We start from the raw sequence: 16,016 nt of genomic DNA, 5'->3' as shown, positions 1-16,016 counted from the left end.
GAAAAGGACATGCAAATCCGATTTTACGAAAAATCTAATGACTTAAAATTCATACGAGGTGAAAATAATGGTAATAAAACAAGACGAAATGAAAGTAGTAGTGGCAGCTGGGGCATTTAATAACAATCCGGGCTGGATTCAAACGCAAGAAGATGATCTTAACTTATTAGTTGAAACAATGTGGGAAGCAAGATTTGAATATAACTCCATTTCAGCTATTTTAGCAGAGCATGTATGGGAGCACCTTACTTTTGAAGAAGGGGTAAAAGCAGCTAGCATTTGTTATAAATTTTTAAAACCGTCAGGCCATATTCGGTGCGGTGTCCCTGATGCATTTTTCCAAGATGAAACATATCAAAATATAGTGCAAGTAGGCGGACCTGGCCCGAAAGACCATCCAGCTGCAAGCCATAAAATCGTTTATAATTATAAAACATTAACGAAAATGTTTGAAACAGCTGGATTTGAAATAGTTTTACTGGAATATTGCGATGAAAATGGGCAATTTTATTACAAAGAATGGGATGCAAATGATGGCGTTATTTTCCGATCAAAAAGATATGATCCTAGAAATCAAGGAGATAAACTTGGTTGCCCATCGTTAATTGTGGATGCGATTAAACGGTAAGGTATTCGTTAGTTCAATAAGTTTATGAGCCGCAAATGCGGCTTTTTATCTATTGTATAATTATTACTGGGATGCCTTTTCGAAAAACTGAATGATTTTTTTAGAATTATCTTCACTTAAATCATAACCTTCACCGTGTGTTTCATCGCTCGCTTTTGCCATTACGATGTCACCATCCGATTCTATCCAAACAAAAAATTCCTGCATAGATTTATCTTGATAAGTAACCTTCATTTTTGAATGCATATGTTTTTTTGCATCTTGATCTAGAAGGAGTGTTTTTTTCTCTGCGCTTTCCATACTTGTAAAAATTGTTTTCATATTTGTTTTATTTACTATTTTATTACTCCCTTTTGAATTTACAGGACTAATCTCAAGTTTTCTCACTTCTTTTTGTTCAAACATAACGTTTTCATATACAATTTCTTTTTCTTTCACTGTTGTGGATGCTTCTTTATTGGAAGCTTTCGTTTCATTTGAATTACTTGTACATCCAATTAATAAGGTGATACTTAATGCTCCAATCATACCGAATGTTAATCTCTTCAATAATATGCCCCCCATCTACTATTTTCTATAATTCTATTTCCTATTTGAAATATCCTAGCTATGCTTAATGAAGTGAAATACATTTTGTTATGGGGAATAGAATGGATTGCATGTACGTTAATTTTTTATATGAAAGGAGAGAAGGAAGTGAAGCACATAATAAAAGATGTATTAATGAATTATTTTACAGAAATCCGTTCATTAGTAATAGAAGAAGAATTACATATAAATAGCTGGCATACAGATTTACACTATAAAATCATGGTAAATGGAAAGCGATATTCCGCACGGTTTATGAATAACAATCGAATAATCAATCCAGCTTTTGGAGCGTTATCAAATGAACAATTGAAAGAGCAAGTACGCTTTACCTATTATTTACGAGGGCATGGAATTCCTTTTATGCAAATTAACAAGAATACGTCAGGGGAGTCATTTACATTAGTCACTTGGAATGATGAACAGTACCGATTTGTATTGTCTAATTGGATTGAAGGAGAGCATCTTACACACTGCACAGAATCTATTGCAGAATCGTTTGGAAAGAAGGCAAGAAAGATTCATGATATTTCTAGTACATTTCAAAGCTCGATTTTTCAAAAGAAATCCCATTTAGATGGGTATGCCCAGTTTATTGATATGCTAGAAAGTAAGGTAAGCGCATGTAAGGAATTACGGGAGTACATAAATCTTGCTACATATCATATAGAGTGCGCATATACGAGTAATTTACAGTTTATTGTACAAACAGATTTAAATCCTTTGAATATTTTATGGGACTCAAGTCAATGTGTAAAAGGAATTGTAGATTTTGAATCAATTGGATATGTTGATCGTATTGAAGGACTAGCCTTTTTAATAAAATGGTACTCGCGAACAGAAGGAATACAGTCTCATGAAGTATGCTCAAGTGTTGCTAGTTCATTTTTAGAAGGGTATACGGTACATAATATTGTAACACCAAATGATTATAAGAGACTTTCTTCATTGTTATGGTTATCCGGTAGTTTGAATTGGAATTTTGTGAAGAAAACGCTAAGTGTATTAGAAGATGCGAGGCAGTTAGAGGAACATTTGAAGGTTTATAGAGTAAGGGGAGAGAGGTTGTCTTCATTATTAATTTGTAGATAACCTTTCTTCTCCTTTGGGATTTATAAAACAAAACATATGAGGTGTTCTAAAAATGAAAATACAAACTGTATTGTTTGATGGTTTTGGAGAACTTGTCTCATTCGCACCGTTTGAGGTACTGAAAAGAGCGATAGAAGAAGGGGCTCCATTTACAATTGAATTCGTTTCGAGTGAACAAAAACAAGAAGTTACTACTGATTAAAGTTTCATTTTATAAATTTTACTTTATTAAAAGTTGATTTGTTAGAAAGGATAATCATTTATTGCTATAATGAATGGATGCGTGGCAGGAAATAGATAGAAAGATACTGCTAGTAATTTATACTTCAAATGTAGGGAGATTGAACAGAGTTATGGGGAATGAAAAGGAAATTAGTTCCGCTAAATTAATATGGAAGATGACGCGCCCGCATACATTAACGGCGACGTTTTCTCCTGTAATTTTAGGGACAGTGGCATCACTTTATGTTGCCAAAATTGATTGGCTTTTATTTATTGCGATGATGCTTGCATGTTTAGCGCTGCAAATAGCAACGAACTTATTTAATGAGTACTATGATTTCAAACGTGGATTAGACACTGCTGAATCTGTTGGCATCGGTGGCGGAATTGTCCGTCATGGATTGAAGCCAAAAAATGTGTTAACAGTTGCGCTTTTATTATATGTCGTAGCAGCTTTTATTGGCATTTATATTTGTATGAATAGTAGTTGGTGGTTAGTGGTTATTGGTTTAATTGGGATGGCAGTTGGCTATTTATATACAGGCGGTCCATTACCAATTGCGTACACCCCGTTTGGAGAATTAGTTTCTGGGTTGTTAATGGGGACATGTTTTGTACTCATTGCTTTCTTTATTCAAACGAATACTGTAACGATTGAAAGTGTATTGATTTCCATTCCAATTGGAATTTTAGTAGGTGCAATCAATATGTCAAATAACATCCGAGATATCGAAGAAGATATTAAAGGTGGAAGAAAGACATTAGTAATCCTCCTTGGGAGAGAAAAAGCTGTGGTAACACTAGCGGTAGCCTTTTTCATTGCGTATTTATGGATTGCCGTAATTGTATTAATGGGTTATATAAGCCCTTGGGCATTAGTTATGTTCTTAGGTTTGAGAAAGCCAATTTCTGCGATTCAAAGTTTCCAAAAAGGGGCAAAGGATCCTGGATATATGCGCATCGCAATGAAATCAACAGCGATGACAAATACGATTTTCGGCTTCTTGTTGTCAGCAGGATTATTAATTAGTTATTTGTTTTAAATAACTTAACCCCAATTTCTCGATTTTAATATAGAGAAATTGGGGTTTTATTTTGAGTTTTTTACGTTATAAACTATTATCATTTGAAATGTATATACCAATAAATTGCAACTTCATCACTTGTCTTATCCAAACCTTTATAAACAAGAAAATCAAACCCACCAATTACAAATCCACATTTTTCATAAAATTTACATGCTGCGACATTATTATTTTGCGTTTCAAGCATGATACCTGGCATATTTCCTTTTTTTGCCCACTGCTTTGCTTGATCAACTAATTTTTTGCCAACTCCGATTGTACGATATTTTTTATCTACCGTTATATCCTCTATGTAAGCATAGTGGTTCCAATTCTTTTTTAATACCATTAATCCAATGATTTGGTTATGTAACAGAGCTATGTAAATGACTTGATTAGGTTTATTTATATATTCATTGTAAGCCAGTTCTTCATTATCATCTTGATTTTGTAAATAACTTTTTTCATAACTTGGAACGTCTTCTACTGTATATTCTATGCGTCTATTTCCTTTGGAAAGAGAAAGAATTAACCGAGCATTCACTATAAAACTGTCATCAATCTCCGGGAGATTATCTAAATCATTTGTTTCTAACTCTCTAATTACAAGGTTCATCGGAGTACCTCCACATAATAATATTTCTTCTAGTTCTTCATTTGGTTCAAATGAATTCCAATTACAAAATTATAATAGAATTTCAATAGTACGGCCATCTCTGTATTTTATCTTTATACCGGTATGCTATTATCTTGAGGTGAAAATGTTATTTAGAAAGAGTAGTATTTTTTATTTTGGATGTATATCCAGTTTTCAAATTTAACTGTAGTAGAGAAACAAATATTTTTTTAAAGAGTGGATGTAATAGGCTATTCTTTAACTAATTTCGACATTATCTGCATTTTATCTTCACCTTCCTCTATTAATCTATTTATTGTAAATATCAGCTGAAGTTAATGTTTAGCTGCATAAATAATGAATATGAAAATGAGTAGGGAAAGGATCGAAACATAATGAAAGAATCACAAAATAAGAAAAAAACAAGTGTAGTAACTAAGGCAATACTATCTCTAGGAGTTGTTTTAGCAACGACCTTTTTCACGTTCTTTTTAATAGGGAAATGGAACTCTATCCCAGCGAAAGGGGTAGCTAATGAAAATATTAGGCTAGCTAATACGCAACAACAAAAAAAGAAAGAGGACACATCACTGGCAAAACAGAAAAGAGCTGATGGAAAACCAGTAGGACAGGTTGTTTATTTAACATTTGATGACGGTCCTAGCGAATTAACTGGGAAATTTTTAGATGTACTAAAAGAGCAACATGTTGCTTCGACATTTTTTATGCAAGGTAGCAATTTACAGAATACCGGTTTTCAGGAAAATGTAAAACGAGCAGTAAAAGAAGGACATTATATTGGTGCACATAGTATGACACATAATAGTGATAAGCTATACAAAAAAGGACAATTTGTAACGGAGATGAAAGAAACGTTAGCTCTTATTCATAATATTACAGGTACAACTCCTAAACTAGTCCGTCCCCCATACGGATCTGCACCAGGATTAAAGGGGCAGGACATTCGTAACAAAATTGTAGAAGCAGGAATAAAAGTTTGGGATTGGACGATAGATTCAAATGATTGGAAATTAAAAGGTAACCCACAGCAAATTATAGAAAATGTAAAGCGTACAACAACAGAAGATGTGGAAGTAGTTCTAATGCATGAAAAACTACAGACATTACAAGCGCTTCCGGAAATTATTAAATTTTATAAGGAAAAAGGATATGAATTCGGGGTATACAATGAAGCGGATCATTTTCAACTAAACTTCCAGAAAGATCAACGTCTATAGTATCAAATAAATAAATTAAGAGCATGTTCTGATTTATCTTTCTTCAGAACATGCTTTTTTTGCTCGCTTCTATAAGCTTATTACTACCAATTTAACAAAGCAGAATTTACAAGTTACTTTATGGATACCTCATTTTAGAATAACTAACTTATAGAAAAAATTGAATAATTTTCATGTGTAAGGAAATTTTAAGAAGGATATAGAGGGGATATTTTCCTTTTGTTTTCTAGATAAATGATTACTTACAAAAAAACATTTAGTGGAACGGTTTTTTAAAGCTATTCTGTCAAGAAATTACTAACAATTGGGCTCAAAACATAAACCACTCGATAAATGGGGTAGTATGATGAAAAAACTTAGTAGAAAGCGTTTGAGAAAAGATATTCAGGAACTTGAGAGTGCAAGTATGCTGCTCCAAAATGATCAAGAGTGCGAACTCAAGCAGAGTGTATCTGCGAATGAAGAAGTTTTGAGACAAGTTTTTGAAAATTGTTCCGATATTGTTTTTCGTCCAATAATCATAGATAGTCAAAATAAAATTCTTTTTATTTATATAGATGGATTAATTGACACTAAAGTTGTGGAACAAGTTGTTTTGAAACCAATGATGTTCGAAGGTCTGCCTAGTGGAGTAAAGAGTGTGGATTCGGTAGGAGAAATTATACAAAATCAGCTAATTGCGGTTTCTCAAGTAAAGACAATCTCTAAAGTTCGTGAGGTTATAGAAGCAGTATTGAAAGCGAATGTTGTCATTTTAACAGAAGGAGAAAGTCAAGCTCTAGTCGCTGATTTAAAAGGTTTTGAAAAACGAGGTATTGAAGAGCCGGCTGCCGAGATCTCTGTTCGTGGCCCTCGGGACGGGTTTACGGAAACGATAAGGGTCAATACGAGCCTGATTCGCCGAAGAATTCGAAGCCAAAAACTAAAAATGGAACCTTATTCGATTGGGGAATTGTCACAGACAGATGTGGTAATTGCCTATATTGAGGGAATTGCACCTGATTCGGTTTTGGATGAAGTTCGCCAAAGGGTAAAGCGAATTCAAATTGATGGAGTATTGGAGTCAGCTTTCATTGAAGAGTTTATTGAGGACCAACCCTTTTCACCCTTTCCACAAATTCAAAATACTGAGCGGCCAGATGCGGTTTGTGCAAGTTTATTAGAGGGAAAAGTCGCCATTTTAGTAGATAACACACCTTTCGTTTTGATTGTTCCTATGACATTTTGGACTGGTCTACAAGCAGCGGAGGATTATTATGAACGCTCCATCTACACAACTTTTGTTCGATGGATACGTTTAATATTAATTAATATTTCATTATTTCTTCCTTCTCTCTATGTTGCTATTACAACCTTTCATCCTAAATTAATTCCGACAAATTTGCTTATTAGTATTGCAGCTGCGCGAGAAGGCATTCCGTTCCCGGCTGTCATAGAAGCGCTAATGATGGAGTTTTTATTTGAAGGCTTGAGGGAAGCGGGGGTTCGGTTACCAAAACCTGTTGGATCAGCAGTTAGTATTGTCGGAGCACTTGTTATCGGGCAAGCTGCTGTGCAAGCAGGTATTATTTCCGCACCTTTGGTCATTGTTGTGGCGACGACCGGTATTGCGTCATTTGCGTTCCCGCGCTACAACTTAGGAACAGCTTACCGGATGTTACGCTTTCCGATGCTGTTATTGGCAGGGATGCTCGGGCTATACGGTGTTGCAATAAGTACCCTTGCGATTTTGATTCATTTAACTAACATTCGTTCTTTTGGCATTCCGTATTTAAGTCCAGTTGCACCACAAACTCCTCGTGATTTAAAGGATGTTTTTCTCCGAACACCTCGTTGGAATATGACCCACCGCCCAATAATGGTATCTGGTGAAGAGAAAGTCCGTTTTCCAGGTGGACAAAAGCCAGATGAGAAACGGGGAGGGGAAACAGAATGAGCCTGCACAAGGCACTCTGTATGATACTGGTCATTTCTTTATGCTTCTTGACGGGATGTTGGGATCGGACAGAATTAAATGATTTGGCAATAGAATTAGGATGGGGACTTGATCAAGCGAAGAATAATAAGATTGAAATTAGTGCTCAGTTTATTATTCCATCAAAAATGGGAATGGGACAGAGCGGAAGAAGTAATGCAGGAAAAGCGTTTTTTACAGAATCGGGAACGGGAAGGGATACACATGAAGCTATACAAATGATGCAAACAAAAATGTCGAGAGAAATTTTTCGAGGGCACCAGCGTGTAATATTGATTGGAGAAAAAATGGCTAAAAGTGGTCTTGCTCCAGTTTTAGATGCATATAGCCGCGATCCTGATATTCGATTACGAGCAGGTGTGTTTGTCATAAAAGGGAATACTGCAAAAGATTTTCTGAAAGCATCCATCCCTTTAGAGTCTATCCCGGCACTTGGGGCACTTAAAGAGCATATGCAAATAGAGGCAGCGGGAGATATGTCTTTATTAAATTTTCTTATTGCTGGTACGAGTGATGGAATCACCCCGATTTTGCCCGTTATTAAACTAAATGTGTCTCATAAAAAAGGAAAAACTGAGGTCAAAGGGTTTCAAATTGTAGGCGGTGCTATATTTAACAACGATTTCAAATTGGTAGGATACTTGAACATGCAGGAATGGTTAACTACTCTTTGGATAGTGAATCGTTTAAGTAAACAGACAGTTACAGCAACGGCCTCTAAAGGAAATGGTAGTGCAAGTTTATATATGACAAAGATCAATAGAAAAATCATACCTACTATACAAGGGGACACAATTAAGTGTGACATTGTTTTTTCTGGTGAAGGAACAATTCAGGAGAACAATACGAATTTAGATCTTTCGCAGCCAAAAAATCTTACTCTTTTAGAACATGTATTGGAAAAACAGTCCGAAAAGGAAGCTCTCCAAACTATTAAAAAGGTTCAAAAACAATACGGAACCGATATCTTTGGATTTGGAGAAGCCATTCATCAAAAATATCCATCTGAATGGAAAGAGTTAAAAAAGAATTGGAGTAAACAATTTCGAAAAGTGGAGGTTTCTCTTCATACAAAGCTTACTATTCGGCGAGTAGGACTGACTGGACCACCGTTGCAGTTGAAGAAAAATGAAATGAAAAAATAAGGAGGAATATAGAGTGTGAGAAATTCGATGAAAATCTCTGGCAGGCAAATCTTTTGGATGATGTTCACTTTTGAAGTGGGACAATCGCTCCTTCTAGTTATTCCAGCGACGATTCGTACTGTCAAACAAGATGCGTGGATCTCGATTTTGATTGCAGGAGTGATAGGGGTTGCTCTTACTTTTTTGGCAACTACACTTGGTTCGCTTTATCCGAAACAAACTCTCATTGAATTTAGTCAAACTATTCTTGGTAAATGGCTAGGAAAGCTACTGATGATTCCTTACTTCTTTGGGTGGTACATGATAATTTGGATAACCGTCCGTGAATTTGGTGAATTCATTATTATCGCTTTGTTTCATAATACACCTTTGTGGGTCATTGTCTTTACTGCGATGTTATTGCTCATTTTTATCATTTACCAAGGAGGGGTGGAAGGTATTGGACGTTTAAGTGAAATCATAGGGCCAATTGTACTTTTAATGATAACGTTTGTAATCATTTTGAATGTTGGCAATATGAATTGGGATTATATGCGGCCTATTTATCACGATTCTGGCTGGCTTCCCATCCTTAAAGGTTCCTATACTCCTGTAGCCGCATTTTTTGGAGAGGCTGTTATGATGATGATGTTCGTTTTCTTTATGGATAAACCAGAGCAAGCGTCATCAAGGGCGATGTTGGGGGTAGGATTAGCCGTTTTCATGGTAACGATTGGAACATTAGCGGTCATTTTAACATTCGGTCCGAATTTATCTTCAAGTTTTTTGTATCCGGTTTACGATTTGAGCCGATACATATCTGTCATGGAGTTCATTCAAAATGTGGATATTTTGATAGTTATTATTTGGTTTTTTAGTATTTTTGTGAAATTGGCGTTATACATGTTTATCGCTTGTTATGGAACAGCACAAATATTTCATTTGAAGGATTGGCGAAAAGTAGCGTTAGTTCTTGCTCCTATTTCGTTCATCATAGCTGTGTCAGTTAAAAATATCCAAACATTTACCCATTATTACTACATATTTTTCGTAATTCCAATTGCATTTCCCGTTTATGAGCTAGGGATTCCTTTACTGTTATTGGTGGTTGGCAAAATTCGAAGGAAATATGCATAAACTCAATCGGTAATATGTTTGGAGGGCAGGTATACTTTTAGTTTTTTGACTAATATAAAAAGAGAAAAATCCTATTCATAAGTGTAGGATTTTTTGTTTGTATATTACGTTACAAGAGTTTCCTTATTTTCTCCGGAATGTCCTTTTTAGAAATCTATGCAACAGAGTCTTTATAGTAAGAGTATTTTGTTTTGGATAATCAAAAAAACGTATATCGCAATATAAAAATTCACTTTAATACTAAAGGATACATGAGAACGATTCCTATAAATTCTTCTCAATAATTGAAAATAAAATCAATCCAGATTATTATATTGTTATTGTAATTATAAATGTAATTACATTTTATTGAAGGAGGATACAAAGATGAAAAACTCAAAAGGCTCTATTGAATCAGAGATAAGCAAAGCAATTACTCACTGGGAAAAAGACTACCTAGGACGCGGGTCTATATCCGTTAAGACAGATATATTAAGGGATATGATTATCGTAAATCTACAAGGTATTTTAACGCCGGCTGAATATACGGTTTGCGAAACAAAAGACGGTATGCTAACGATAAAGAAAAATCGTTCGGAGCTAGTTGAATCTGGAATTGAAGATTTGAAAGAGATTATACTAGAATTAACTGGAGAAAAAGTGAAAAGTTTTCATACGGATATAAGCTCCCGTACTGGTGAACGAGTAATGATTTTTAAATTGTTTCATAATCTTGAGGAAAAATTTTAAAAATTAAAACCACCGTAGGGTTAGTGGGAGATAATTAAGAAACCTAAAAGTTTTGCGCTGTATTTAAATTTATTAACATTATAATAATTAATAACTTGAAATTATTTACGTATACTGAATTTTAATTGGAATAACGCTCAAAAAAACTGATAAATAAATTGACAAACTGCTTAATATAGTTTATCTTATAATTGTTTTAAAAAATTAATAGATGCTTATTTTAACTGTTTGCTATAATTAAGGCTTTAGCATTTTTTTAATATGTAATATTGACTAAATGAAAAAGTTTCTTAATTGAAAGATAGCGCATAACATAAATTGATATATTGATTGCATAATCTAGGAGATCAGAGATATACTGTTATTTTTAATAGGAGTAATACATACATTACTATCCTCTATAAAATGGGAGCTCTTCAAAAAACTTTATTGAAGTTAGTTGAAGTGAAACCGACAATCTCCATAATTCAATGATGATATAAAATCATTGAATTATGGAAGTTGTCGGTTTTTTTTATGGGAAAAAACGATGCACGAAAAAGAGTGAATGAAAATTGAAATTTAAAAAACTATCGTAATGAAAAGGAATTTTTATAGGCTATTTTCGCTTAGAAGGGAGTATTTAACATGTTAATTTCGCTGAGTTCATCAACACTGTTAACTTTATTTTTTATGGCGCTTAGTGCTTCTTGGCTAAGTGGATTATTATTTTTAAATGCAAGGATACCTTTACGTTTTGTTCATATCCATATTGGTATCGCTGCTTTACCTTCATTGGTTTCTTTACTCGCACTTGTTAATAACAATGGAGATAGAATTGTGGGGCCTTGGCATCTAGATACTTTAGCTTGGTTAATGGCTTTCTTTGTTCTTACAATTGGTTTAATCATTCAGCGTTTCTCTGTACGTTATTTAATGGGAGATCGCTCATATCGAAAATACTTTGCACTTTTTACATTTACTACAGGTGTATCTTCGGTTGCATGGTTAAGTGATGATCTTCGCTTAATGCTCATTTGTTGGGGAGCAACGCTTATAGGATTGGTTCTACTTATAGGGCTAAATAAAGGGTGGAAAGTAGTTAGTGAAGCAACTAAAATCTCTGGCTACCTATTTACAATAAGTTGGATTGCCTTACTATCAGCTATCATTTGGCTTTTTCAAGTAACAGGACAGTGGCAGTTAACATCAGTTTTAACGAATGAAAATGTAGTGCTACATGGAACATTGGAGAGAACAGGAATTAACTTATTAATTATATTAGCGGTGATGATTCCAGCAGCACAATGGCCTTTTCAAAGATGGTTAATTGAGTCTGCTGTTGCTCCAACTCCTGTTTCTGCTATTATGCATGCGGGTTTAGTAAATGCTGGCGGTATCATGTTAACTAGATTTTCACCTCTTTTTCATGATGATATTGCACAAATAATTTTACTAATTTTCTCTAGTATTTCTATCTTAATAGGTACAGGAATTAGTTTAGTCCAAGTTGATTATAAACGTCAGCTAGTAGGTTCAACTATTGCACAAATGGGATTTATGCTTATTCAATGTGCATTAGGCGCCTATTTAGCGGCTATTATTCATTTAATTTTACATGGTTTGTTTAAAGCTACACTATTTTTACAAGCTGGTTCTTCCGTGCAACGTTTTGGGGTAGTGAATCAGTCTAATGAAAAGATGTCCAATTTATGGATTATAGTTGGGCGTGTTTTAGGATTATTTATAGCAATTACTTTCTGGTTTATGACTTCTGGAGAGGGGTATCAACTAGTTAGTGCGTTAATCTTAGGCTGGTCACTATACTTTTCATGGAAACAGCTTGTTGTTTTTGGAGAGGGAAGAATGGGACGAATTGCTGGCGTAATTGTTTTGATTGGATTTTCTCTCATTTACTTTACCGTTCATAATTCTCTTTATAAATGGTTGCATACTGATATTTATCAAAGTGTTCAACCTTCAGCTCCAGCCGTTATCTTTGTTATATGTATTTTACTATTTAGTAGTGTTATTAGTACTTTCGTTACTCGTCATCAATCTTCTACTTTATTCGCTGTACTTTATCTTTGGTTAGTTCGAGTAGGTGAGGCGAGACGAAAGTCAGTAGAAAGTCACCCAAGCTATCTGAAACATTATGTATCAAAGGGAGGTAATTCGTGATGAGCATACCGTCAATATTAAAGAAAGATACAAACATTGATATGCAAGAAAATAATATAAATGATTTAGTTGCATCTGCTAGCCGAGTTATTGCGCCACTTTGGCCTATCTCTACGTTTGCAGCTCACCACCCTTGGATGGGACTTGAAAAGCAATCATTTGAACAAGTCGCAAATTGGTTAAAAGAAGCTCGTAATGTGGATATTTATCCTAGTGCCTCCATGATTCATTCGGCAAAAGCGAAAGGTGAGATTGAGGAATCATTTTTACAAATGAGTTTGTCTCGTTGGCTGGATTCACAATCTTTTCATATTCCGCGAGAGAAAGCAGAGCGATTTTGCCAAGCAGCTTTAAAGTTAGAAAAATTACCTTCTAGTCTATTATCATCGCCAGAAGTAAATAAATTGGCAGAAGAAATGAATTATATAAATACAGCAAGTATGCAAGCCTCTGTTATGCAGCCAATAAGTTCGCTTATAGAGAGTCAAAATAGTGAAAACCTATCTGATGTTCTTAATTATCATATCATTAAATGGTGTAAATTATATCTTGATGAATCCGGATCAAATTGGACGATGCCAAATCGAGAGAAAGGTTTTTATCGCGCATGGCAACACCTTATTAAATTTGATCCAGCGCTCAGTAAAAATGAGCGTAAAGTTTTAAAAAATTGGGCACAAGATGCCGAAGTAGCTTTAGCGAGAGCATTATCTGAACTAGGAATTTCTGAATCTAACATACAATCTTACCTTGAAGGGCACTTACTTTCTTTGCCTGGGTGGGCAGGAATGATACGATGGCGCTCACAACAATCAATTCAGGAACAGGAACTTCTCATAGAATATTTAGCAGTTCGAATTTCTATGGAGCTGGCTATTGTAAAACCTTATTTACCTTTAAAAAATCAAAAGGTTGAGAAAAAAGTTTCGATCGTCCCACTTATAGCTTCTTGGATTTATTGGGGGAATATTTCAACACGGGAATGGTTACAAATGCCTGCTACTGAACAAAGTGAATTATTAGTATTCGCTTATCGTTTTGATGAAAATATTCGCAAGAAACTTTGGCTGGAAGCTTGGGAACAAACGCATGCAGAGCAATTAAGGGAGAAGATTGCTTCTACACAACGTGCAACCAATGATAAAAAGCGTGTATTAGCTCAATTAGCATTCTGTATTGATGTACGTTCAGAACCGTTTCGTCGCCACCTTGAAAAATTAGGTCCGTTTGAAACATTTGGAATAGCTGGTTTCTTTGGGTTACCAATTGCAACTAGTGAACTAGGTAGTAATAACAACCATCCTTCTTTGCCAGTTATACTCAAACCGAAACATCAAATAAAAGAGCTCACAAATGAAAATGAACTTAAATCTTATGAGCAACGTAAGAGGGTAGGCAGTTCGGTGCGTTATACTTTTAAAACGATGAAACAGAACGTACTGACAAGTATGGCGCTACCTGAGTTAAGTGGTCCTTTACTTGGTCTACAGATGGTGACAAGAAGCTTTGTTCCAAGAGGAGTTGGTGGTTTCATTCGTAACCTTCGTAAAACTATGTTACAAAAACCTGATACAACATTCTCGCTTAATCATGCTCATGACACAAAGGGTGAGATACCTATCGGTTTTACGAAAGAAGAAAAAGTGAACTATGTGCGTCAAGCTTTAAAAATGGTGGGACTGACAGAAAAATTTGCTCCTTTAGTTGTAATGTGCGGACATAGTAGTCAAAGTACGAACAATCCTTATGCTGCAGCACTTGAGTGTGGTGCTTGTGGCGGAGCAGCAGGAGGATTCAATGCAAGAGTTTTTGCTACTTTATGTAATCTCCCAGAAGTGAGAGAGGCGTTGTTTGCGGAAGGTATTAAAATTCCTGAGGATACCATTTTTGCAGCAGCTGAACATAAAACAACAGTGGATGAATTGGAATGGATTTACGTCCCAGAACTTTCGGAAACTGCGCAAGAAGCATTTGATTGTATCGAATCGATTATGCCAAATGTGAGCCAACATGCAAATAGAGAGCGTTTAACGCAATTACCAAATTTTAAAACGAAAATAAAAAATGCGAGTAAAGAGGCACATCGATTTGCAGAAGATTGGAGTGAAATACGTCCAGAATGGGGATTAGCTCGTAATGCATCTTTTATTATCGGGCAACGAGAATTAACTCAGGATTGTGACTTAGACGGTAGGGCTTTCCTCCATAATTATGATTGGAAACAGGATGAAAGTGGCGATATATTAGCTAACATTATTGCAGGACCAGGAACAGTAGCTCAGTGGATAAATCTACAATATTACGCTTCAACTGTAGCTCCTCATTATTATGGTAGTGGAAACAAAACAACCCAAACCGTAACCGCGGGTCTAGGTGTTATGCAGGGAAATGCAAGTGATTTGTTGCCAGGCTTACCTTGGCAATCCGTTATGCAGTCAGATAGTGAGACGTATCATTCACCACTTCGTTTACTAATTGTAATTCAAGCGCCTAGTCAATATATAGAACGTTTGCTAAATAATGATTTCACATTTCGAGAAAAAGTTCAAAATGGATGGGTTAGACTTGCAAGTGTTGATCCAGAGGGACACTGGAAAAACTGGTAACAATCATGTAATGAATTATCAACTATTGTTACTAACTTAAAAGTTTCATAAATACAATAATGAAGAAGGAGTGCTCCATATGAATTCAAAGAATAAAAAAGTTTTATTGTTAACAGACATTAAACATGAAATAGAGCCTATTATCCAACAAGTAACTAACATTCAACAAGAAAACATGTTGACTATACACAGCTACGATTCTGTAATTGTACATCCTTATGGAGATATAATGAGATCTATTATTATTGCTATTTATCAAGAAAATGTTGAAGAAATTTTTGTTGTAGGAATAGAGGATAAAGAAACTGATGTAGTTAATCTACAAATTCAACGTGATTCCATAAAAAATAACAGGGAACTAGACTATCTCTTTGAAAATTGCATGCCTGAATTTTCAAGTGGTAGCCTTGATGAATGGCTAAGTGGAAAAGAAAATGTTAGTGAAAATATTGAGAAGAGTATAGATATGATTTGTCATCATCCACTAGTACCGTCTGATGTTAAAGTTCATGGTTTCAAGATTGATAGAACAGGGGAAAAAGAAACGGTTGTTAAAGTTTCTGTTAATAAAGTAGTGAAACAAATGCATTCTTATGTGTAAGTTATCGATAGATAAGCAACTTTTATTTGGTAGATACTATAATATGTTAAATATTTGGATTTATTTCCTTTAAAAAGAGTAAAAGAAATCTTCTATAAATGGAGGTCTTTTGCTCTTTTTATAATAAAAATAAAAAATTATTTGACGTTTTTTCGAAAAAATTTTTAAGACAAGGCTTTTAGGTTTATGAAAACCTTTATTCATGATAGCAAGATAATTTTGATAAGAAGTATATA

Annotated in this window: 13 protein-coding genes and 1 pseudogene; 12 read left to right on the top strand and 2 right to left on the bottom strand. The window is 34.8% G+C overall.

From position 1 onward, the window contains the following. Window positions 1-67: 67 nt before the first annotated feature. Window positions 68-628, top strand: a complete 561-nt coding sequence (locus tag ACX9TM_RS15895; protein ID WP_065212229.1) for a class I SAM-dependent methyltransferase — start codon at window positions 68-70, stop codon at window positions 626-628. Window positions 629-691: 63 nt separating this feature from the next. Here ACX9TM_RS15895 and ACX9TM_RS15890 read toward each other — a convergent pair whose 3' ends face one another. Beyond that, complete coding sequence (locus ACX9TM_RS15890; protein ID WP_000826917.1) at window positions 692-1,177, bottom strand: hypothetical protein; 486 nt, start codon at window positions 1,175-1,177, stop codon at window positions 692-694. 147 nt (window positions 1,178-1,324) lie between these two features. On the opposite strand from ACX9TM_RS15890, the gene ACX9TM_RS15885 reads away from it, so the two are divergent. The 3 genes and pseudogenes from ACX9TM_RS15885 to menA all read left to right on the top strand — a co-directional run bounded on the left by ACX9TM_RS15885 (window position 1,325) and on the right by menA (window position 3,573). Then, window positions 1,325-2,308 (top strand): phosphotransferase, encoded by a 984-nt coding sequence (locus ACX9TM_RS15885; protein WP_065382515.1) that lies wholly within the window; start codon window positions 1,325-1,327, stop codon window positions 2,306-2,308. A gap of 52 nt (window positions 2,309-2,360) precedes the next feature. Next, a pseudogene (locus ACX9TM_RS15880) lies at window positions 2,361-2,504 on the top strand (DJ-1/PfpI family protein); the annotation flags it as partial. 157 nt (window positions 2,505-2,661) lie between these two features. After that, on the top strand, window positions 2,662-3,573 hold the full coding sequence (gene menA / locus ACX9TM_RS15875; RefSeq protein ID WP_000526090.1) for a 1,4-dihydroxy-2-naphthoate polyprenyltransferase: 912 nt from the start codon (window positions 2,662-2,664) through the stop codon (window positions 3,571-3,573). Between the two features lie 79 nt (window positions 3,574-3,652). Here the strand turns inward: menA and satA are convergent, their stop codons facing one another. Further along, window positions 3,653-4,210, bottom strand: coding sequence for a streptothricin N-acetyltransferase SatA (satA, locus tag ACX9TM_RS15870; RefSeq protein WP_001054996.1), 558 nt, complete (start codon window positions 4,208-4,210; stop codon window positions 3,653-3,655). A 395-nt stretch (window positions 4,211-4,605) separates the two neighbouring features. Between satA and ACX9TM_RS15865 the strand changes: the two genes are divergently transcribed. From ACX9TM_RS15865 to ACX9TM_RS15830, 8 genes are all read left to right on the top strand, one after another. Continuing rightward, complete coding sequence (locus ACX9TM_RS15865; protein ID WP_063220663.1) at window positions 4,606-5,448, top strand: polysaccharide deacetylase family protein; 843 nt, start codon at window positions 4,606-4,608, stop codon at window positions 5,446-5,448. A gap of 343 nt (window positions 5,449-5,791) precedes the next feature. Then, a complete protein-coding gene (locus ACX9TM_RS15860; protein ID WP_025688055.1) occupies window positions 5,792-7,384 on the top strand; it encodes a spore germination protein in 1,593 nt (530 codons plus the stop codon). Then, complete coding sequence (locus tag ACX9TM_RS15855; protein ID WP_000052112.1) at window positions 7,381-8,568, top strand: Ger(x)C family spore germination protein; 1,188 nt, start codon at window positions 7,381-7,383, stop codon at window positions 8,566-8,568. Before ACX9TM_RS15860 ends, ACX9TM_RS15855 begins: the two co-directional genes overlap by 4 nt. A 27-nt stretch (window positions 8,569-8,595) precedes the next feature. Further along, window positions 8,596-9,684 carry a GerAB/ArcD/ProY family transporter gene (locus ACX9TM_RS15850; RefSeq protein ID WP_000703146.1) on the top strand — a complete coding sequence of 363 codons (1,089 nt, stop codon included), beginning with the start codon at window positions 8,596-8,598 and terminating at the stop codon, window positions 9,682-9,684. Window positions 9,685-10,050: 366 nt separating this feature from the next. After that, window positions 10,051-10,413 (top strand): Na-translocating system protein MpsC family protein, encoded by a 363-nt coding sequence (locus ACX9TM_RS15845; RefSeq protein ID WP_000798162.1) that lies wholly within the window; start codon window positions 10,051-10,053, stop codon window positions 10,411-10,413. Window positions 10,414-11,040: 627 nt separating this feature from the next. After that, window positions 11,041-12,573 (top strand): NADH dehydrogenase subunit 5, encoded by a 1,533-nt coding sequence (locus tag ACX9TM_RS15840; protein ID WP_065382459.1) that lies wholly within the window; start codon window positions 11,041-11,043, stop codon window positions 12,571-12,573. After that, window positions 12,573-15,179 (top strand): DUF2309 domain-containing protein, encoded by a 2,607-nt coding sequence (locus tag ACX9TM_RS15835; protein WP_063220664.1) that lies wholly within the window; start codon window positions 12,573-12,575, stop codon window positions 15,177-15,179. Before ACX9TM_RS15840 ends, ACX9TM_RS15835 begins: the two co-directional genes overlap by 1 nt. Window positions 15,180-15,258: 79 nt before the next feature. Further along, window positions 15,259-15,780, top strand: a complete 522-nt coding sequence (locus ACX9TM_RS15830; RefSeq protein WP_001086255.1) for a carbonic anhydrase — start codon at window positions 15,259-15,261, stop codon at window positions 15,778-15,780. Window positions 15,781-16,016 lie beyond the last annotated feature (236 nt).

The organism is Bacillus sp. LH1, from assembly GCF_057924895.1.
This window is presented reverse-complemented; position numbering and strand designations above follow the sequence as displayed.